The sequence below is a fragment of the Bradyrhizobium sp. CCBAU 53421 genome (genome assembly GCF_015291625.1).
In the GTDB taxonomy this organism is placed as follows: Bacteria; Pseudomonadota; Alphaproteobacteria; order Rhizobiales; family Xanthobacteraceae; genus Bradyrhizobium.
On the sequence record NZ_CP030047.1, the window covers coordinates 8,763,092 to 8,783,284 of the forward strand.

The window sequence follows — 20,193 nt, forward strand, 5'->3', positions numbered from 1 at the left end:
TAGCCCATCTTGTCTGCTAGGCCCGGATCGGGACGTCCGATCGAGCATGGGGAAAGGTGCACTTTGCGACTGACTGGCTGGGTATTGCTGCTGATCGGCGGGCTGCTGTGCGCCACGATTTCGTGGGCCGCACTCGGCTTCCTGCTGATGGGCATCGGCCTGATCTCGCTGCAGATCGCCGAGCGGCGTCGGCGCGAGGGGGATGCCCCCGTGCCGGCCGGGGCTGGCGGATTCACCCCGCCGCGCCTCAGCGCCGGGCTGCAGCCGCCGACCTTCGACCCCGTCACCAGCCAAGACACTGGCCAGGACACCGGCCAAGACAGCGGCCAAGACAGCGGACCACAGCGCCAGCCGCGCCGGGTGGCCTGGCCCGACAAGAAGGACGACGCCCCCTACGACCGGCAGACCTGGCGCCGGCTGGTCGAGAGCGATCCCGATCTCGCCCAACTGGCCAAGGTGCTGGCCGATTACGGCCCGCAATATGTCGATGAGCTCGCGGCGAGCTATCTCGCCGCCCCCGACAAGAGCCGGCTCGGCGAGATTGTCGACGGCATCATCGCGCGCGCCCGGGACGGCCAGCCCACGCCGCCGCCCACGCCGGTCGAAGCTTCGCGGCCACCGCCCCTGCCGCCCCGGCCGGAGCCAAAGCAGGCGGCCGCCCCTGCCGCCAAGCCAGCGGCTTCGGGCAATCCCGCCGATGCGCTGGAAGCGTCCCTGCTCGCCACGGTCGAGGAGGCTTCCGCCAGGATCGCCGCCGAACGCGCGGGACTCTTCAAGCCTGGCAAGGAGCTTGGTAGAGAGCCTGGCAAGGCCACCGACAGCCGGCCGTCGACGGCGGGCCAGCGGGAACCGCTGTTCGGTCGCGCCCCCCGGGACGCGAAGCCCGCCGCGCCGCCAATGCCAGCGGCGCCACCGCCGATGCCAGCCGCAGCCCCGGCCATGCCGGCGGAGACGCCCGCCGATCTCGAAGCATCGTTGATCGCCGCGGTCAGCAAGTCCGCCGCAAGACGGGCGGACACATCCAAGCCGGTCCCGGTACCGGAGCCGACAAAGCCGCCCCCGGCGGAGGCCGAGATCGACGCCAACCCGCCGAAGCCCACCCCGCCCCCGCCCGCCAGCGCGCCGCCTGCCAAGACATCGCCTGCCAAGACACCGTCTGCGAAGACGGCGGCCGACAATCTCGACGAGACGCTGCTCGCGGCGCTGGCCGAGATTTCCGGCCAGAAGTTCAAGGATGAGCCGAAGTCGGACGCTGCGTCGAAGGGCTCACCGGCCGACGACGGCCTGTCCGACATGATCAAGAAGTTCGCCCCGGATTCGAGCTTCCTGCGCAAGCAGTGACGGCCGGTCTTGTTCTGACGCGTTTTCTTCACGCGAACCGGCATCCACTTCGCTCGAAAACGCTTTAGACGCCGGCGACCGACGCCCAGATATCGGCGAGCTTGCGCCGGACGGTCTGCATCCGCGTCTGCGGCACGACCACCTCGTCTTCCTCCGGCAGGCGCAGGCCGACCACATTGACGCGGCCGCCGCTGATGCTGCGTGCCACCAGCACGATCTCGTCGAGCGCAAGCTCGGCGCCTTCCTTCGGCGCGCGGTCGAGATTGACGTCGAAATAATCCGCCAGCGTCAGCTTGGCCTGGTGCTCGTCGACCTTGACGCCGTAGATCTCGGCGAGCTCGCCGAGCGTATGCTCGCCCGACACCATGAAGTCGCCGAGCAGATGCGGATCGGGCGCTGACGACGGCGCCATGTCGACGAAGAAGCGGTCGAGCGCCTCGGCGCGCTCCGGCGGCGCCAGCAGGTAGATGTAGTCGCCGGGCGCGACCGGATCGGCCTCGACCGGGGTCAGGATCCGCTCCTCGCGGATCACCAGCGTCGGCTTCGACCAGGACGGGATCAGCCCGCGGCGGAAATACAGGCTCTTCGGCCGCACCGGATAACCGACCAACTGCTGCTCGAGCTGGCCCGGCAGATCCAGCTCGACACGGCGCGGGCCGCGTTCGGCGCGGGGCAGTGCGACGTGCAGCCGCCGCGCCGCCGGCGCCAGCGTCCAGCCCTGCAGCAGCAGCGAGATGATGACGACGACAAAGGCGACGTCGAAATAGAGATAGGCCTTCGACAGCCCGACCAGCATCGGGATCGAGGCGAGGAAGATCGCGACCGCGCCACGCAAGCCGGTCCAGGCGATGAAGACCTTCTCGCGCCAGTTGAACTTGAACGGCGCAAGGCAGATCAGCACCGCCAGCGGCCGTGCCACCAGCATCAGCGCGAACGCCACCAGCACAGCGCCGCCGGCGCTGGAGAGCAGGCGATGCGGCGAGACCAGCAGGCCGAGCAGCACGAACATCACGATCTGCGCCAGCCAGGTCGCGGCGTCGAGGAACGTCACCACCGAATTATGCGCGCGGGTCGGCCGGTTGCCGATGATGATACCGGCGAGATAGACCGCGAGGAATCCCGAGGCATGCACCATCTGCGAGCCGCCGAAGATCACCAGCGCCGCGGTCGTGACGAACGGCGCATGCAGGCCCTGCGGCAGCGCCACGTAATTCAGCGCGATCACCACCAGCCGGCCGCCGATCACCCCGATGATGGCGCCGAGCACGGCCTCCTGGATGAACTCCATCGCGATGTGCGAAGCCGAGCTCTGGCCGATCGAGATGAACTCGACCAGCATCAAGGTGAGGAAGATCGCGAACGGATCGTTGGTGCCGGACTCCGCCTCCAAGGTCGCGCCGACGCGCGGGCGCAGGCGCAGGCCCTGGGTGTGCACCAGCAGGAACACCGCCGCGGCGTCGGTCGAGGCGACGACGGCGCCGACCAGAAGCGACTCGGTCCAGTTGAGGTCGAGCACGTAGCGGGCGACCGGCGCCGTGATCAGCGCGGTCAGCAGCACGCCGGCGGTCGCCAGCATCATCGAGGGCGCCAGCACGGTGCGGATGCTGGCAAACCGCGTCTTCAGTCCGCCGTCGAACAGGATCAGCGCCAGCGCCACCGAGCCGACCAGATAGGTGGTGCGGACGTCGTCGAACTGCAGCCGGCCGGGGCCGGAATCGCCAGCCAGCATGCCGACCAGCAAGAACACCAGCAGCAAGGGGGCGCCGAACCGCAGCGCCAGCAGGCTGGACAGGATGCCGGCCATCACCAGCACCGCACCGAGCAGGATCGCTATACTGACGGAGTCGAGGGATGCCATGCGTCTTTGGAGGTCTCAAGGACTTCGGAGGTCTCAAATACTTGCAATTGCATCCTTATCGTCGCCACACTGGGACGCCAACCGATTTCTGTCCTAAGCGGCAATGTGCCCGATCCTCCCGGGCCTAGGTCGCCCCGACACTGTGGTGTATCGATGGTCGCGTGCGCGCCATTGTGGGATTCTGGCTGCACCTTCGAATCACATTTGCCTGACCCGCGCTTCGAGTTGAGACTTTGCAGATGGACATGAGCTGGAAGGACGTTCTGGAATCGATCCAAATGGCGGCGCGCTCGGTCGGCGCCGAGGTCGCCTCGCCCTGGTTCTATCTGCAGTTCGGCATCATCCTCGCCGCCGCAGGCCTCGCCTACGCCGCCGATACCGCCATCCATGCGCGGGTCAACATGTCGACGCTGGCGAGCCGCTGGCCGCTGCCGCTCCGGCACTTTGCCCGCGTGATGGTGACGAGCGCCTCGACCGCGGTGTTCGCGGCGCTGATGGTGATCTCGCGCATCGTGATGTGGCACGCGACCTGGCCGAGCCGCAGCTATCTGATCGCGGTGTCCGCCAAGCTGGCGCTGGCCTGGCTCGTGATCCGCCTCGTCACCTCGGTGATCGACAACGCCTTCATCGTCAAGCTGGTCTCGATCGCGGCCTGGGTGGTCGCCGCCCTCAGCATCATCGGCCAGCTCGACTGGGCGGCCGATACGCTGGATTCGTTCGCCGTCGTCATGGGCGGTCTGCGGCTGAGCCCGCTGCTGCTGATCAAGGCCGGCGCGGTGCTGATCCTGGCGCTGTGGCTGAGCAATATCGCCAGCAATTTCATCGACGGCCAGATCACCCGCTCGACCGATCTGACCCCGTCGATCCAGGTGCTGCTGGTCAAGATCATCCGCATCGGCCTGATGGTGGTCGCGGTCGCCATTGCCTTGAGCGCGGTCGGGATCAACCTGTCGGCGCTCGCGGTGCTGTCCGGCGCCGTCGGCGTCGGCATCGGTTTCGGCCTGCAGAAGATCGTCGCCAACTTCATCTCGGGCATCATCCTGTTGGTCGACAAATCGGTGAAGCCCGGCGACCTCGTCACCATCGGCGACAGCCAGGGCCGCATCAGCGCGATGAAGACCCGCTACATCTCGGTCGCCGCCGGCGACGGCCGCGAGTTCCTGATCCCGAACGAGGATCTGGTGACGCAGAAGGTCACCAACTGGACCTATACCGACAAGAATACCCTGGTGAAGATCGCTTTCGCCGCCAATTACGACGCCGATCCGCGGCTGGTCTGCAAGCTCGCGATCAATACCGCCACGGCCCACGCCCGCGCGCTCAAGGGCAAGCCGCCGAACTGCATCCTGACCGAATTCGCCGAGCTCGGCATGAAGTTCTCGCTGACCTTCTGGATCGCCGACCCTGACGGCATGGACGGTGTGAAGAGCGACGTCATGCTGGCGCTGTGGGACGCCTTCAAGCAGGACGGCATCAAGGTGCCCTACCCGGTGCGGGAACTCCGCATCCGCGGCGGCGCGCTGCCGGTCGAGAGCGTGGTCGAGGTCTCCAGCTAGCGCTTCCGCGCGGTTTTTCGGACCAGCGGCCGTCGCTGCTCCGGATTTGGCCGGGAAATCAAGCCGTTTGGACATTGTCCCCATGCCCAACCTTGGCTTGCGCCGGGCGCGCCGATCATTAGATTAGGGCCTGAAATCAGCCCCTTGCCTGCAGAAACATCCCGCCCATGAGCTATATCGACGCCACCGACACCTCGCTTCGCAAGACCGGCCAGATCAAGCTGCACGGACCGAGCGGCTTTGCCGGCATGCGCAAGGCTGGCGCCCTGGTGTCGAAATGCCTCGACGCGCTCACCGACATCGTCAAGCCGGGCGTCCCGACCTCGGTCATCGACGAGTTCGTCCGCAAGTTCGCGTTCGATCACGGCGCCTATCCGGCGACGCTGATGTATCGCGGCTACCGCTACTCGACCTGCACCTCGATCAATCACGTGGTCTGCCACGGCATGCCGGGCGACCGCCCGCTGAAGGAAGGCGACATCGTCAATGTCGACGTCACCTTCATCGTCGACGGCTGGTATGGCGATTCCAGTCGCATGTATGCGATCGGCGCGATCGCGCGGAAGGCCGAGCGGCTGATCGAGGTGACCTATGAGGCGATGATGCGCGGCATTGCCGCCGTGAAGCCCGGCGCCACCACCGGCGATATCGGCCACGCCATCCAGAGCTTCGTCGAGCCGCAGGGCATGAGCGTGGTGCGCGACTTCTGCGGCCACGGCCTCGGCCGCCTGTTCCACGACGAGCCGAACATCATCCATATCGGCCGCCCCGGCGAAGGCGCGCCGCTGAAGCCCGGCATGTTCTTCACCATCGAGCCGATGATCAATCTCGGCAAGCCGCATGTGAAGATCCTGTCCGACGGCTGGACCGCGGTGACCCGCGACCGCTCGCTGTCGGCGCAGTTCGAGCACTCGGTCGGCGTCACCGCCGACGGCGTCGAGATCTTCACGCTGTCCGAGCGCCACGGCGAGAAGCCGTGGGTTCAGGTGTGATCGGGTTCAAGTGTAATCCGCGACAAGTTCAATAATCGCTCCGCGTGCGCTCGATGATCTCCTCGGGCGTATGGTTCTCGCCGATCGACATCGCGCAGATCCGCGACAGATGCAGGTAGGACAGCCCGGTCTCTTCCGCCCAGGCGTTGAACTGCGCCTGCACCTTGGCAAGGTCGCGCTTCGACTTCACTTCCTCGGCGATATCGACGCCGGCATCGCGCAGGCAGGCGACGACGTCGCGCGAGGTGACGAAGCCGTCCCAGCCGAGGAAGCGCAGCAGCATCTGCCCGGTGTTGCCGCCGAGCCGGCTGCCGCGCTTGGTGAGCAGGTCCAGCAGCCCGACCTCATCCGATGACGGCCAGGCGCTAAGGAATTTGCCGAAGCTGCCATGCTCGCGTGCGATCTCCTGCACGAAGCGGCCATTGTCGCGCACCGACATGATCTTGGCGCCGTTGCGCACGATCCTGGCGTCGCTCGTGAGCTTCTCCCAAAATTCGTCGGGCTTGAAGGCGAGCTTGGCCGGCTGAAAGCCGAGGAAGGCCGCCTCGAAGCCCTGCCATTTGGCGTCGATCACGCTCCAGGCAAAGCCCGCGCAGAACACGCGCCTGGTCATCTCGGCCAGCACGCGGTCGTCGCCGAGCTTGGCCAGCGCCTTGGCGCCGGCCGGCGGCCGCAGCAGTTTCTCCAGCGCCTTCGGCCCGCCCTTGCGCTTCTCGGCGCGCGCGCGGATCACCTTGAACGATGTCACGCCGCCCTCCCTTTTCGATCCCAAACGTTGCGGCCGACGGTAATTCGCCCGCCGCATCGTGGCAAACCGGGAAGTTGCATCGGCTCTTGCAAAACCCGGCAGGCACGGCATGGTTGTGGCCGATGCCCGCCAAACCCGATGCCAGCAACGATGAGGCCGACGAGACGCCGCACTATCACGGCCATCGCGAACGGCTGCGCGAGCGCTTTTACGCCGCGGGGCCGGAGACGCTGACCGATTATGAGCTGCTGGAGATGGCGCTGTTCGCCGCGATCCCGCGCCGCGACACCAAACCCCTGGCCAAGGCGCTGTTGAAGAAGTTCGGCTCGTTCGCCGAGGTCGTGCATGCGCCGCCGGCGCGACTGCGCGAGGTCGAGGGCGTCAAGGATGCCGCGATCAACCAGCTCAAGCTGCTCGCCGCGGCCGCCGGCCGCATCGCCAAGGGCGAGATCAGGCGCAACATCGCGCTGTCGTCCTGGAACGACGTCATCGACTACTGCCGCACCGGCATGGCGTTCGCCGACAAGGAGCAGTTCCGCCTGCTGTTCCTCGACAAGCGCAACCAGCTGATCGCCGACGAGGTGCAGCAGACCGGCACCGTCGACCACACCCCGGTCTATCCGCGCGAGGTGATCAAGCGCGCGCTGGAATTGTCCGCGACCGCGCTGATCCTGGTGCACAACCACCCCTCCGGCGACCCGACGCCGTCGCAGGCCGACATCCAGATGACGAAAGCGATCGTCGATATCGCGAGGCCGCTGGGGATTGCCGTGCATGATCACATCATCGTCGGCAAGAACGGGCACACGAGCTTCAAGGGGATGCGACTGATTTAGGCTGGCCAAGTGTGCTTTCGCGTATGTCGGCAGGCACGCCCGCGTGGACTCGGAAATACAATGCGTTCACGCTTCCGCACCGCTTTCCTCGTCTACCAAGAACTTGGCAACATCCTCGTCGATCGTGAACTCATCACCGCGCAGTTCGGGATTGTCCCATGCGAGGAAGCGCCGCCAGTTGCGCGTATAATCCTCGGCCCACAGTGCCGCCGCCACGCCCTTTGCGACGCGCTCTGCGCCGACGCTGATCGCCGGGACGTCGCCGGTAATGGGCCCGTGGCTCAGAAAGGCCGGGAAGTTGAAGCAGTGCACGCGCTCGACCCATGGCGCCGTGCCCGCGGCCCGCTCGAGGAATTCGAGATCGGTCCAAGGAACGGGTGGTCGGCCTGGGCGAATTCGCGATCGGCGGGCGCGAAGCGATCGCGCCATTTGAGGACATGCGGCGCGAGCGCGGCCAGCTCCGGTCGGCGCGGCCAATCCACGGTGAAGCCCGTGGCGAGAATCAGGAAATCGAACGCGAGCCTTCCACGCGTCGTGTCGAGCACGACGCGGCCGTTGCGCAACGCGATGTCGCGCGGGGCGCAGCGCGTGACAATGGAAAAGTTGCTGTGCCGCGAGCATCGAAGCATCGAGGCGCGCGGCGGTGGGACCGCCGCATCGTCGATGCCCTGCACGAACGACCAGCGCTGAGCAAGCGTCAGCCGGTTGAAGCCGTGCCACATGCCGGGGCTTCCGATGCCCATGCCGCGATTGAAGCGCGGCACGTCCGTGCGCCGAACCAGCATCGCGACGCGCGTTGCCCCGGACTCCAATGCCTCGGCTGCGGCGTCGACGGCGGATGCGCCGGAACCGATCACGCCGACCACCTTGCCGCGCAGTGCGGCGAAATCGATGTCGTCGCTGGTGTGCGCGCAGCACTTTCGGTCAAGCCCGGCAAACAGCTGCGGCACATAGGCGCCGCCGAGACCGTCGCGGCCACTGGCGAGGATGAGACGACGTGCGGCCACGCGCTCGATGCCGGCAGCCGAGCGCAGGGTAAGCAGCACCGTCTCGGAATCGCCGCCGAGGTCGACGAGCTCGGTGCGGTTCTCGACCGGCAGGTCGGTCACTTTGCGGTACCAGCGCAGATAGTCCGACCACTGCAACCGCGGGATACGATGCACCCCGGTCCAGGCCACCCGACCGAACTGCGCCTCGAACCAGGCACGGAAGGTTAGATTGGCGAAGCCGAGCGCGGGGCCAGCAAGCTCCGGGGGCGAGCGCAGCGTCTCCATGCGCGCGAAGGTCGCCCACGGCCCCTCGAAGCCTTCCGGGGAGCGGTCGAACACACGCATGTTGCGCACGCCGAGGCATTTGAGCGCAAAGCCTGCAGACAGCCCGGCCATCCCGGCACCGACAATGGCGACATCGAGCACCGGTCCCCACTCGGGATGGGTTCGCGGCTCAAGCCAGTCCTTCGCCGGCGGCGACAACGCCAGAAAGTCGAGATCGCGCGCAAGGCGCGCCTCAAGCTCGGCGAGCGAGCGCGGCCCGGGGTCATCAGCCGGAAATGCGATGGCGTCGTCCATGGCTCGTCTCGGATCAGCACCCGACGGCTCGAATGACACATATTACTTGAACCGGTCATGCGGATCTCATGCTATTGTTGGATGAGCTCATATCAATACCGTCATGGGGGACGCCGCCATGCAGTTGAGCGAACGCGTAGGCCGCCGAATGAAGTTGCGAGACCTCCATGTCTTCATGACGGTGGTGCAGGCCGGCAGTATGGGGAAGGCGGCACAACGCCTCAACACGGGTCAGCCCGCAGTATCGAGATCGATCGCAGAACTGGAGCACGTGCTCGGTGTGCGCCTGCTCGACCGCGACCGCCAGGGCGTAGAGCCGACGCCTTATGGTCGCGCCCTGCTCGATTGCGGAGTGACCGTATTTGACGGCTTGCGCCGGGGCGTGAGGGACCTGGAGTTCCTGGCCGATCCTGCCGCGGGGGAAGTGCGGATTGGATGCAATCCGTTTTTGGCTGCAGGCTTCGTCTCAGCCGTCGTTGATCGGTTGTCGCGGCGCTATCCCCGCATGGCGTTCCACCTGGTGACGGAGCAGACCGAGACACTCTATCGGAGCCTGAATGAGCGCGACGTCGATTTCTTGATCGCAGTATTGCGCGCTCCCGTCGCCAATGAGCGACTGGAGCTTGAAGCGCTCTATGAGGATCCCTTGATCGTCGCTGCGGGCGTGCAGAGTCCGTGGGCGCGGCGGCGAAGGATTGAGCTTTCCGAACTCGTGAATGAATCCTGGGTATTGGCCCCGCCGGAAGCAACGATCTCGTCGCTCTTCGACCAAGCCTTCCTCGTCAACGGGCTCCCGTGCCCTCGTGCGACTGTGGTCGCCGTCCCACCTGAAGCGCGGATCAGCCTCGTGACAACCGGACGCTTCCTTTCGGTTTTGCCGGCTTCCGTGTTGAGGTTCTTCAGTCGGCGCGCCGAGGTAAAGATCTTGCCCGTCGAACTGCCCGTCACGGGCATACCAAACGGAATAGTGACACTGAAGAATCGCACGCTCGGCCCCGCCTCGCAAAGATTCATCCAGGCCGCGCGCGAGGTTGGGCGATCGTTTGCAGCGCCTTAGAGACGGGTCGGACGGGCGCTTTCGTGTGTTAACGTGATCGCGAGGCCGCTCGGCATAGCCGTACACGCACACCGAGGCGCCTCAACGGAGACGATGATGTCGAATGGTCCGAGCGCGATTCTCTCGTCCGACGAGATCGGTGCGATCGCGCGTGACGCGGTTGCAGAGGGACAGGCGGGCCACACGCTGGCGGCATCGCAAAGGATCGAACCGTTGCGAAAGGCCCAGCGCCGTCAGGCCGAGGCGGCGATGGCATTGCTGTGGATCGTCGACAGGCGAAGCCTTGCGAGGGAAGAGGCGGCCGGCATCCTTGCCGAGATAGCCGATGCCCACGATGACGACTTGGCTATCCTCTCGAGGCTCGGCCTGTGCCTCGAAGCCGTCCGCGACATTGACGATCTGAATGCGCCCCCGCCGGAGCACCCGATATTTCAGACGATGGTCGCAAGACTGGACCGCCTGGCCAGGCGCTACGAGGGGCGGCCCGAACATGAGCAGATCCTGCGCGGGCTCGCCACGGCGGCGCGAATGACGGCGCGCCAGAACGATGCGATCGCCGAGGCCAGTCTTCGCAGGCTGATCGAAATTGATCCGCAAAGAAGCGCACATCATTACAATCTGGGGCTCTTCTACAAGACGCGCGGCAGATTCGCGGAAGGCGTTGCGGCAAACCGGGCCGCAGCAGACCTGTCGCAAGAGGTCGTCGACAGCACCGAATGGAACCTCGGCATCTGCGCCACGGGAGCTCTGGATGCCGAAACCGCCTTGGGCGTGTGGAAGCGGATGGGGCAGAAGATCGAGCATGGACGCTTTGGGTTGCCGGAGGGTGGATATCCCGCTTGCAAGGTGAGGCTTGCCGCGCGTCCGCTCGCTGAGCGGACGGCTGACGGTGACGACCCGGGCGAGGAGGAGACGGTCTGGATCGAACGGCTGTCTCCGTGCCACGGCATTGTCCGCAGCGTGCTGTACGGCGATCTCGGCGTCGACTATGGCGACGTCATCCTGATGGACGGCGCACCGATCACGCATCACGCCTACGGTGACGAAGAGATCCCCGTCTTCCCGCATCTGGCAACGCTGCTGCGGCAAAACTACCAGTTCTTCGATTTCGCGGGCACGCAGGAGACCACACGGCAATTGGCCGGCATCAGCGCGGAGTTGGACGGGGACGCCGTCGTCTATTCGCATTCGGAAAGCGTCAAGATCATGTGCGCCAATTGCTGGCGCAACCCCGACATCGATCACGCCGATCACGAGACGATGGAGAAGCACGTCGTCATCGGTCGCATCGCCGCGCCTCCCGACCTCACGCCCGCGCAGCTTCTGGACATGATCGACAAGGCGATCGAAGCACGCGGAAGCTGCCAGCTCTACGCGCCCGATCTTTGCGCCGCAGCCGGACAATCGGCGCGCGAGCGGATCGACCGACGGCGGTTTGCGCTGTTGACGGACAATTAGTGCCGTCGTCCTGGCAAGGGCGGGTAACTCAGTGATTGAACGTTAGGTAAGCACCGAAGGAAGGGTTCCCTCTCCCCTTGCGGGAGAGGGTTAGGGAGAGGGGTGCCGCTTGCTCCGCTGTTGATCAAAGGGCGGGCGCTCCCTCGGCATCGGCTTGTTGATGAAACGCTCCATCATTCGCATCTCGCCTGGGGCCCCCTCTCCCCACCCCTCCCCGCAAGGGGGGAGGGAGCCTAACCAGCGTGCTCACCTCCCTCTCATTGCGGCGCCGTCTCCGAACGACGAGAGAGACGCAGCATCGCTTGAAGCGTCACACGAACCACTGGCAACTGCCGCTAAAATCGCCATGCAACGTTTTCCGCGCGGCGGCGTTTGTTGCAGGTTGATTTCATGGCTGGGGGACCGATGTCCGATTTCGTGATCGAGGAGGGGCTGCCCTATCCGCTGGGCGCCCATTGGAGCGGCCACGGCACCAACTTCGCGGTGTTTTCCGCCAATGCCACCAAGGTCGAGGTCTGCCTGTTCGACGGCGAGCGCGAGACGCATCGCTTCGAGCTGCCGGAATATACCGACCAGGTGTTTCACGGCTTCATCAACGGCGTGCAGCCCCGCACATTCTACGGCTATCGCGTCTACGGCCCCTACCAGCCCGACGGCGGCCACCGCTTCAACGCGAACAAGCTGCTGCTCGATCCCTATGCTTGCGCCCATGCCGGCAGCCTCACCTGGAATCCGGCGGTGTTCGGCTACAAGATGGAGACCGGCGACGACCTGACCTTCGACGAGCGCGACAGCGCGCCGTTCATGCCGAAATGCGTGGTGGTCGATCCCAATTTCGACTGGGTCCAGGAAGCGCAGCGGCAGGACGTGCACTGGGACGAGACCGTCGTCTACGAGACCCACGTCAAGGGTTTTACCAAACAGCATCCGGGCATCCCTGAGAACCTGCGCGGCACCTATGCCGGCTTTGGCGCGGACGCCGCGCTCGATCATCTCAAGGCGCTCGGCATCACCTCGGTCGAATTGCTGCCGGTGCATTCCTTCATCAACGACAGCAACCTGCTGGAGAAACATCTCACCAATTACTGGGGCTACAACACGATCGGCTTCTTCGCGCCGGACCCGCGCTACGCCGCCGACGTGCCGAACAGCCTGCGCGAATTCAAGGAGATGGTGTCGCGGCTGCACGGCGCCGGGCTCGAAGTCATCCTCGACGTGGTCTACAACCACACCGCCGAAGGCAATGAACGCGGCCCGACGCTGTCGTTCAAGGGCATCGACAATGCGAGCTATTACCGGCTGCTGCCGGACAAGCGGCGCTATTACATCAATGACACCGGCACCGGCAACACGGTGAACCTGTCGCATCCGCGGGTGATCCAGATGGTGATGGACAGCCTGCGCTACTGGGCCGGCCACATGCATGTCGACGGCTTCCGCTTCGACCTCGGCACCATTCTGGCGCGCGAGGTCTACGGCTTCGACGAGCAGTCCGGCTTCCTGAAGTCGATGAACCAGGACCCGCTGCTCGCGACCGTGAAGCTGATCGCAGAACCCTGGGACTGCGGTCCCGGCGGCTACCAGGTCGGCGGCTTCCCGCCGGGCTGGGCGGAATGGAACGACAAGTACCGCAACACCGTGCGCGATTTCTGGCGTGGCGAGGCGGCGCCCGGCACGCTGGCGCCGCGGCTGCTCGGCTCGCACGACGTGTTCAACCGCGAGGGACGCCGCACCTGGGCCAGCGTCAACTTCATCACCGCCCATGACGGCTTCACGCTGAACGACTGGGCGAGCTACAACTCCAAGCACAACGAGGCCAACGGCGAGAACAACAACGACGGCTCGTCCGACAACCATTCCTGGAATTGCGGCGCCGAGGGCCCGACCGACAATCCCGATATCCGCACGTTGCGCGAACGCCAGAAGCGCAACATGCTGGCGACGCTCGTGGCCTCGCAGGGCACGCCGATGCTGCTCGGCGGCGACGAGTTCGGCCGCACCCAGCGCGGCAACAACAACGCCTATTGCCAGGACAACGACATCTCGTGGTTCGACTGGAATTTTTCCGACGACGGCAACAAGCTGCTCGCATTCACCAGGCGGATGATCAAGCTCAGGCGCGACTATCCGATCCTGCGCCGCAGCCGCTTCCTGTCCGGCGATCGCGATCCGCAGCTCGAGATCCGCGACGTGGTCTGGATCAACGCCTCGGGCGTGGAGATGACACAGGCCGACTGGAGCACCGGCTGGATCAAATGTTTCGGCGCCGTGCTCGATGGCCGCGCGCGCAAGACCGCGATTGCCCGCGAAGGCGAGGACGACACCGTGCTCGTGATCCTCAACAGCTATCAGGGCGAGGTGGATTTCAAGCTGCCGGCGACGTCCGCCGGCCCGCACTGGTCGCTGCTGCTCGATACCAATACGCCAGAGGAACCGGCGGGCGCGCAGTTTGCGTTCGACAGCACATACAAGGCGGCGGGGCGCTCGTTCGTGCTGCTCACGGCCGGGGCGGTGAAGTAGCTCCATCCGGGCTACAAGCCCGCCTTCTCCTTCCCCCTGAAGGGGGGAAGGTCGGGATGCGGGTCAGCCGCGGGCTCCGCTGCAAGTGGAGAGAGCGGATCCCCACCCGCTTTGCTCTCGCGAGCAAAGCGACCTCCCCTTTTCAAGGGGAGGTTGGCCACTCAAACCGTGCAGGCCTGAACGATCTTCGGCAGATAGCCCTGGCAGAAATCCAGATAAGTGCGCACGATGGTCGATTGGTGACGGTGCGGCGGGTAAAGCAGATTGAGCGACCACTCCGGCAGCGGATGCTGTGGCAGCAACCGGACCAGACGCTTCTCGCGGATTGCCGCCGCGGCCAGGAAGGGCGGCAGCTCCGTGACCACGTCGCCGCGCAACGCCCGCGTGCACAGATGATGGTAGTCGTTGGTCGACAGCACGGCCCTGGGCTCGACAGCATGGTCACCCAGCTCCCATCGCACGGGGGTATCGACCCGCGACGCCCATACGCCGCACGGCAGACGATCAAGCGCGTCCGGATGCTTCGGCAGCCCGAAGCGTTTGATCAAGCGCGGACTGGCGACGAGCACATTGCGGAACGACAGCACGCGGCGCGCCACCATCGCCTCGTGAACGATCGCGCCGACCCGAAGCGCGACATCGATGCCGTCCTCGACCAGATCGACGCGGCGCTCGGTCGAGTAGAGGTGAATTTGAATATCCGGATAGCGCTGCTGGAAGGCAGCCAGCAGCTCCCACCACGGCTCGAATGTCTGCGGCAGCGACAGGCGCAAGCGCCCCTTCAACTTCATCTGGTCGTCGACGACGGCCTGCTCGGCCTCCAGCAGTTGCTCGATACCTAGCCCGGCACGCTCGTACAGCCGCGCTCCGGCGTCGGTGAGTTTCGCGCCGCGTGCCGAGCGCGCGAGCAGCTGCACATTGAGCTGTCGTTCGAGGTCCCGGATGCGGCGGCTCAATGTCGGCAGCGGGACGTCGAGGCGGGCGGCCGCCGCCGAGAGGCTGCCGGCCTGAACGACCGCGACGAACATCCTGACCGCGTTGAGATCCATGAGTCAGCCTATCATATCTGGAAGGCTTGTTGCCAATCCTAGGCATTCATTTTCATATTTGACTGCCTACGTCTCCGGCCATGAGGGACCTCATCTCCGGAGAGCCAATGAAAACGAGCATCCTGACAGCCATGACGTTCGCGCTCGCGAGTTCGGCCGCATCGGCACAAACACCGGTGTCACCGCCGCAACCCGTCACCATCGAGACCTACAATCGAGCCCAGACCGACGTCTATTTCGCCGGCGTGGTCAAAGGCGGCGGCTTCGGAAAATTCCGTCACGGCCGCGAACTTGCCCCACCGCTGCCGTCAGGCATCGTCCGTCCGAACCGCGATACGCTGTACTCGTTCGCGATCTTCGATCTCGATGCCGGACCGGTGACGATCACGCTGCCGGACGGCGCCAGGCGCTTCATGGCGATGCAGATCGTCAATGAGGATCAATACACCACGGGCGTCTACTACGGCGCGGGCAGCCACACCTTGACGCGGGAGATAGTTGGCACGCGCTATGCCATTGCAGTGGTCCGCTTCCTGGTCGATTTTTCGAACGCCGACGAGATCCAGCACGTCCACGCTTTGCAGGACGCGATCGCATCGAAGCAGGAACACCCCGGCGCATTCGAGATTCCGAACTGGAACGAAGCCAGCCTCGGCAAAGTGAAGGCAGCGCTGCTGCAACTCGGCACCACGGTCTCCGACACACGGCGCATGTTCGGCGCCGACGCGCACCAGGTCGATCCGGTGAAGCACCTGATCGGCAGCGCCATGCTGTGGGGAGGCAATCCCGAGAGGGACGCGCTGTATCTTCCGATCACGCCGGCGCGCAACGACGGCAGCACCGTCCACACGCTGACGGTGAAGCACGTTCCCGTCGACGGCTTCTGGTCGCTCACGGTCTACAACAGTGAGGGCTATCTGCAGCCGAACCCGACCAACAGCTACGCGGTGAACAGCGTGACTGCCAGGACAGCCGCCGATGGCGCGATCACCATCCAGTTCGGCGGCTGCGACGGCCAGGTCGCCAACTGCCTGCCGATCACGCCGGGGTGGAATTACACCGTGCGGCTGTTTCAACCGCGCGCTGCGGTTCTCGACGGCAGCTGGAAATTTCCCGAGGCGCGGCCTGCGGATTGAGTCGCGTCTGCGGCTGCGATCCCTCCAAGGTCTCCTCCCCGCGACCGCGTCGGCCAATTGACATTCGGCCATGGGCTGCCAGACTTCGCGGAAAATTAGGGGTGGAGACCTCTGGATGGCCAATCTTTCGGCCTCAAATCACGTTGCCCGTGTCTTATCGGCGGCCAATCAGGTGGCCGGCGTCGACACCGAGGCGCGGATTGCGGCGTCCTGGCGGCGCTGCGTGGTCAATCACAACCTTGATCCGGCCCGGCGCGGGCCGCCGCAGACCCTCACCGAAGCCGAGGTCCGGCATATCGCCGAACCGATGGAGGATTTGATCCAGGTCGCGGTCCCGGAACTCGAGGACCTTGCCCGCCTGCTCCACGACGCCGGCTACTGCGTCAACCTCGCCGATCCCAACGCGACCATGCTGGTGAGCCGGCTGCCCGGGGGCGACTACGCGCGGATGTTCCTGGAATGGAAGATCTACACCGGCTCGAACTTCGCCGAGACCTTCGAGGGCACCAACGGGCTCGGCACCGCGCTCGCCGAGCAGCGGCCGATCATCGTGCATGGCGACGAGCATTTCCGCGAGCAGTGGCACATGTTCACCTGCGCGGTGTCGCCGCTGTTCGACCATGCCGGCCGGCTCGCCGGTGCCGTCAACATCTCCTCGTGCCGCAGCGATCTCGGCCGCAGCGCGCATGAACTGGCACTCGCCGTCACCACGGAGGCGACGCGGCGGATCGAGCAGTCGTTCTTCCGCCGGCGCTACCGCGCCGCCTGGATCGCGACCTTGCCCGGCGACGGGCACGGCATGCTCGCCTATGACGACGACCGCCGCGTGGTCGGCGCCTGCCGCACCGCGCGCGGCGTATTCGGACTGACCGACGCGATGATCGATGACGGCATCGACCTGTCGCATCTGATTCAACTGGACGATCGCGCGACGCGGGCCGCGGACGAGCCGGTCACGCTACGCCGCGCCGACGGCACGCCATGGGGCCGCGGCCGCGTGGCGCCGCCGGTGCGCACGGGTGTCTCCCGTACGCCGACGGCGCCGTCGCGAGAGGTGCCGGCCGGACAGTTCGGCGCCCAGCATCGGCTCGCGGGCCGCGATCCCGTGCTGATCAAGGGCGTGAAGCGGCTGATGACGGTCGGCAATCTCGATCTGCCGATCCTGCTGCGTGGCGAGACCGGCGCCGGCAAGGACGTGTTCGCGCGCGCCATCCACGCCGCCAGCAACCGCGCCGGCCGCAACTATGTCGCGCTGAACTGCGCGGCGATGCCGGAGAGCCTGATCGATGCCGAGCTGTTCGGCTACGAGGCCGGCGCCTTCACGGGCGCGCGGCGCGACGGATCGAAGGGGCTGATCGTGCAGGCGAGCGGCGGCACGTTGTTCCTCGACGAGATCGGCGACATGCCGCTTGCGCTGCAGACGCGGCTGCTGCGCGTGCTGGAGAATCGCGAGGTCTGGCCGCTCGGCGCGCTGAAGCCGGTGCCGGTCGACATCCGCCTGATCAGCGCCACGCACCGTGATCTGGCGCGGATGGCCGAGGACGGCAGCTTCCGCTCCGATTTGTACTACCGGCTGCGCGGCATGGAGATCCGCCTGCCCGCCTTGCGCGAACGCGCCGACCGCAGGGACGTCGTCGCGCAGATCGCCGACGAGGAAGCACCGCACTGCCACATCGCGCCGGACGCCTGGGCGCAGCTGATGGCCTATCCGTTCCCCGGCAACATGCGCCAGCTCCGCCATGTGCTGCGGCTCGCCGGGGCCACCGCCGAGGGCGGCGTCATCACCGAGGCAGACCTCGATCTGCCGCTAGTCGGCACGCGCCATGTGGAGGCCGATCACACTGCGCGCGAGCGCGCCGCGATCGTCGAGACGCTGCGCGCCAATGACGGAAGAGTGACGAACGCTGCCAAGGCGCTCGGGCTCAGCCGCGCGACGTTGTACCGGAAGATCAAGGCGTTAGGGATCGAGCTGGACAGCTAGACCCGAAGCGCAGCTGTTGTTCCGGCCGTGCGGGAAAGGTGCTATCCTACGCCTTTCATTCAACGCCACGGAGCGGGTCCCATGACACGGTTTCCCCTCGCTGTGGTCGTTGGCCTCATTGCCGCGACCATTTCGCAACCTGCTGCTTCCGATTCTACTGAACAACGATTGGGCAAAGTCCATTTTGCAACGTCCTGCAAGCCCGAGGCGCAGGAGCTGTTCGATCGCGCCATGCTGTACCAGCATTCGTTCTGGTACAGCGCATCGCGACGCACCTTCGAGGAGGTGCTCGAAGCCGACCCGCAATGCGCCATCGCCTATTGGGGGATCGCGCTCAGCTATCTCTACAATCCGCACGGGCCGCCACCACCCGAGAACCTTCCGCTCGGCCTTGAGGCCGTGAAGAAAGGCCAGGCGCTGAATGCCGGCACGCCGCGCGAGCGCGAGTACATCGATGCGATCGCGGCGATGTATGTCGACTACGACAAGGTCGATCACCGCACCCGCGTGCAGCGGTTCCTCGCGGCCGAAGAGCAGGTCGCGGCGCACTATGCCGACGATGACGAGGCCCAGATCGCCTATGCGATCACGCTCAACGTCGCGGCATCGCCGACCGACAAGACCTATGCCAACCAGCTGAAGGGCGCGGCGCTGCTCGAACCGATCTTCAAGCGCCAGCCCGAGCACCCCGGCATCGCCCACTATCTGATCCATCTCTACGACTATCCGGCGCTCGCGGAGAAGGGCCTGCCCGCGGCGATGCGCTATGCCAAGATCGCCGAACAGGCGCCGCATGCCCAGCACATGCCGTCGCACATCTTCACGCGCGTCGGCTACTGGAAGGAGTCGATCGCATCGAACAAGGAATCCGCCCGCATCGCCAGGGAAGACGGCGAGCAGCAGGACCAGGCGCATGCGATGGACTATCTGGTGTATGCCTATCTCCAGCTGGGCCAGGACAAGGAGGCACGGGCGGTGGTCGACGAGCTCGGCCAACTCCAATTCAAGCAGGATCGGTTCGCCGGCCCCTTCGCGGTGGCGGCAAGCCAGGCCCGCTATGTGTTCGAACGCGGTGACTGGAAGGGAGCCGCCGCGCTTGAAGTGCATCCGACCAAATACGCTTATGCGGATGCCATCACCTATTTCGCCCGTGCGGTCGGCGCCGCGCGCTCCGGTGACCCCGGCGCCGCCAAGGCCGATGTCGCCAAGCTGGTCGAGCTGCGCGACAGACTGAAGGACGCCAAGGACGCCTACTGGTCCAATATCGTCGACATCCAGCAGCAGATCGCGAGCGCCTGGGTGCTGTACGCCGAGGGCAAATACGACGAGGCGCTCGGTGCGATGAGTGCCGCCGCGGAGGCGGAAGACAAGACCGAGAAGCATCCCGTCACCCCGGGACCGCTGGCGCCGGCGCGCGAGCTCTACGCGGCGATGCTGCTCGATCGCGGCAAAGCCGCCGACGCGCTCGCCGCCTACGAGGCGGTGCTGAAGAAGGAGCCGAACCGGCTCGCGGCCTATGTCGGGATGATCAAGAGCGCCAAGGCATCCGGCGATCAGGCCAAGACTCAGGAATGCGCAGCGCAGATCGCTCGGCTCACCGCGGATTCCGACGTATCGAGACCGGAGCTGATCGAACTGCGCCAGACCACCGGAAGCAAGCTGTGATGCCGCTGACGACATGGCGCAATGAAGGATGGCGCAACGGTGGGGCGGCGCTGCTCGGCGCCGTCGCGCTGTCGCTTTGCCACGTGCCGCCGCTTGGCGCGATGGAGATCCTCGGCCAGGCCGGCGTGCTCGGCGAATGGGAGCTGACCGGGCATCTCACGGAAAGCGCGCCGGGCGCGCGCGGGCAATTCTCCGGACCGTTGAAGATGAAGCATGTCGGAATCTGCACGCAGGACGGGCCGGAGGAGCGCGCCGGCGAGATCCGACTGCAGATCACCGGTGCGGATTCGCAGGTCACGGCCGAGCTGGTGCTGGACGGCGCGCCTTGCACCTACAGCGCCCGCAAGGCGCGCAACTACGAGGGCACGCTGTCCTGCGAGGGCCGCGCGCCCGTACCACTGCTGGTGTGGCTCAAATAGACGTTGCCG

General features: G+C 65.9%; 16 protein-coding genes. 11 read left to right on the plus strand and 5 right to left on the minus strand.

Annotation, left to right across the window (positions count from 1 at the left end; genetic code table 11):
- The first annotated feature begins 63 nt into the window (after positions 1-63).
- The gene (locus XH92_RS40545) at positions 64-1,341 is read left to right on the plus strand and encodes a hypothetical protein (RefSeq protein ID WP_194457024.1); all 1,278 of its coding nucleotides are present in this window, start codon (positions 64-66) and stop codon (positions 1,339-1,341) included.
- A gap of 64 nt (positions 1,342-1,405) precedes the next feature.
- On the opposite strand, the gene XH92_RS40550 is transcribed toward XH92_RS40545, so the two are convergent.
- Positions 1,406-3,199: a potassium/proton antiporter gene (locus tag XH92_RS40550; RefSeq protein ID WP_194457025.1), complete on the minus strand. Its 1,794-nt coding sequence runs from the start codon at positions 3,197-3,199 to the stop codon at positions 1,406-1,408.
- Between the two features lie 239 nt (positions 3,200-3,438).
- On the opposite strand from XH92_RS40550, the gene XH92_RS40555 reads away from it, so the two are divergent.
- Together XH92_RS40555 and map are read left to right on the plus strand one after the other, a co-directional pair.
- Positions 3,439-4,755: a mechanosensitive ion channel family protein gene (locus XH92_RS40555; protein ID WP_194457026.1), complete on the plus strand. Its 1,317-nt coding sequence runs from the start codon at positions 3,439-3,441 to the stop codon at positions 4,753-4,755.
- 167 nt (positions 4,756-4,922) lie between these two features.
- Positions 4,923-5,747, plus strand: a complete 825-nt coding sequence (gene map / locus XH92_RS40560) for a type I methionyl aminopeptidase (RefSeq protein WP_050426054.1) — start codon at positions 4,923-4,925, stop codon at positions 5,745-5,747.
- Positions 5,748-5,775: 28 nt separating this feature from the next.
- Here the strand turns inward: map and XH92_RS40565 are convergent, their stop codons facing one another.
- Positions 5,776-6,495, minus strand: coding sequence for a DNA-3-methyladenine glycosylase I (locus XH92_RS40565; RefSeq protein ID WP_194457027.1), 720 nt, complete (start codon positions 6,493-6,495; stop codon positions 5,776-5,778).
- Between the two features lie 122 nt (positions 6,496-6,617).
- Between XH92_RS40565 and radC the strand changes: the two genes are divergently transcribed.
- Positions 6,618-7,331, plus strand: a complete 714-nt coding sequence (gene radC / locus XH92_RS40570) for a DNA repair protein RadC (protein ID WP_194457028.1) — start codon at positions 6,618-6,620, stop codon at positions 7,329-7,331.
- A gap of 66 nt (positions 7,332-7,397) precedes the next feature.
- Here the strand turns inward: radC and XH92_RS42880 are convergent, their stop codons facing one another.
- Entirely contained in the window at positions 7,398-7,643 is a 246-nt protein-coding gene (locus XH92_RS42880; protein WP_210345525.1) for a hypothetical protein, read from the minus strand.
- On the minus strand, positions 7,613-8,899 hold the full coding sequence (locus XH92_RS40575) for an NAD(P)-binding domain-containing protein (RefSeq protein WP_210345526.1): 1,287 nt from the start codon (positions 8,897-8,899) through the stop codon (positions 7,613-7,615). The genes XH92_RS42880 and XH92_RS40575 overlap by 31 nt, the downstream gene beginning before the upstream one ends.
- A gap of 118 nt (positions 8,900-9,017) precedes the next feature.
- Between XH92_RS40575 and XH92_RS40580 the strand changes: the two genes are divergently transcribed.
- The 3 genes from XH92_RS40580 to glgX all read left to right on the plus strand — a co-directional run bounded on the left by XH92_RS40580 (position 9,018) and on the right by glgX (position 13,934).
- Entirely contained in the window at positions 9,018-9,956 is a 939-nt protein-coding gene (locus tag XH92_RS40580; protein ID WP_194457029.1) for a LysR family transcriptional regulator, read from the plus strand.
- Between the two features lie 33 nt (positions 9,957-9,989).
- A complete protein-coding gene (locus tag XH92_RS40585) occupies positions 9,990-11,414 on the plus strand; it encodes a prenyltransferase (RefSeq protein ID WP_246788081.1) in 1,425 nt (474 codons plus the stop codon).
- Positions 11,415-11,819: 405 nt separating this feature from the next.
- A complete protein-coding gene (glgX, locus tag XH92_RS40590) occupies positions 11,820-13,934 on the plus strand; it encodes a glycogen debranching protein GlgX (RefSeq protein WP_194461671.1) in 2,115 nt (704 codons plus the stop codon).
- A gap of 161 nt (positions 13,935-14,095) precedes the next feature.
- Here the strand turns inward: glgX and XH92_RS40595 are convergent, their stop codons facing one another.
- On the minus strand, positions 14,096-14,962 hold the full coding sequence (locus XH92_RS40595; RefSeq protein ID WP_246788083.1) for a LysR family transcriptional regulator: 867 nt from the start codon (positions 14,960-14,962) through the stop codon (positions 14,096-14,098).
- A gap of 128 nt (positions 14,963-15,090) precedes the next feature.
- Here XH92_RS40595 and XH92_RS40600 point away from each other — a divergent pair, with 128 nt between their 5' ends.
- From XH92_RS40600 to XH92_RS40615, 4 genes are all read left to right on the plus strand, one after another.
- A complete protein-coding gene (locus XH92_RS40600) occupies positions 15,091-16,119 on the plus strand; it encodes a DUF1254 domain-containing protein (protein ID WP_194457031.1) in 1,029 nt (342 codons plus the stop codon).
- Between the two features lie 115 nt (positions 16,120-16,234).
- Positions 16,235-18,100 carry a sigma-54-dependent Fis family transcriptional regulator gene (locus tag XH92_RS40605; protein WP_194457032.1) on the plus strand — a complete coding sequence of 622 codons (1,866 nt, stop codon included), beginning with the start codon at positions 16,235-16,237 and terminating at the stop codon, positions 18,098-18,100.
- Between the two features lie 168 nt (positions 18,101-18,268).
- Positions 18,269-19,765: a hypothetical protein gene (locus tag XH92_RS40610; protein ID WP_194457033.1), complete on the plus strand. Its 1,497-nt coding sequence runs from the start codon at positions 18,269-18,271 to the stop codon at positions 19,763-19,765.
- Positions 19,765-20,184 (plus strand): hypothetical protein, encoded by a 420-nt coding sequence (locus XH92_RS40615; protein WP_194457034.1) that lies wholly within the window; start codon positions 19,765-19,767, stop codon positions 20,182-20,184. Before XH92_RS40610 ends, XH92_RS40615 begins: the two co-directional genes overlap by 1 nt.
- The last annotated feature ends 9 nt before the right edge of the window (positions 20,185-20,193 follow it).

Excerpts from the sequence above, each read along its gene's own strand:
- radC (WP_194457028.1), top strand. The coding sequence starts at position 6,618 with ATGCCCGCCAAACCCGATGCCAGCAACGATGAGGCCGACGAGACGCCG.
- XH92_RS40550 (WP_194457025.1), bottom strand. The coding sequence starts at position 3,199 with ATGGCATCCCTCGACTCCGTCAGTATAGCGATCCTGCTCGGTGCGGTG.
- XH92_RS40615 (WP_194457034.1), top strand. The coding sequence starts at position 19,765 with ATGCCGCTGACGACATGGCGCAATGAAGGATGGCGCAACGGTGGGGCG.
- XH92_RS40600 (WP_194457031.1), top strand. The coding sequence starts at position 15,091 with ATGAAAACGAGCATCCTGACAGCCATGACGTTCGCGCTCGCGAGTTCG.
- glgX (WP_194461671.1), top strand. The coding sequence starts at position 11,820 with ATGTCCGATTTCGTGATCGAGGAGGGGCTGCCCTATCCGCTGGGCGCC.
- XH92_RS40575 (WP_210345526.1), bottom strand. The coding sequence starts at position 8,899 with ATGGACGACGCCATCGCATTTCCGGCTGATGACCCCGGGCCGCGCTCG.
- XH92_RS40605 (WP_194457032.1), top strand. The coding sequence starts at position 16,235 with ATGGCCAATCTTTCGGCCTCAAATCACGTTGCCCGTGTCTTATCGGCG.
- XH92_RS40580 (WP_194457029.1), top strand. The coding sequence starts at position 9,018 with ATGCAGTTGAGCGAACGCGTAGGCCGCCGAATGAAGTTGCGAGACCTC.
- map (WP_050426054.1), top strand. The coding sequence starts at position 4,923 with ATGAGCTATATCGACGCCACCGACACCTCGCTTCGCAAGACCGGCCAG.
- XH92_RS40555 (WP_194457026.1), top strand. The coding sequence starts at position 3,439 with ATGGACATGAGCTGGAAGGACGTTCTGGAATCGATCCAAATGGCGGCG.
- XH92_RS40595 (WP_246788083.1), bottom strand. The coding sequence starts at position 14,962 with ATGTTCGTCGCGGTCGTTCAGGCCGGCAGCCTCTCGGCGGCGGCCGCC.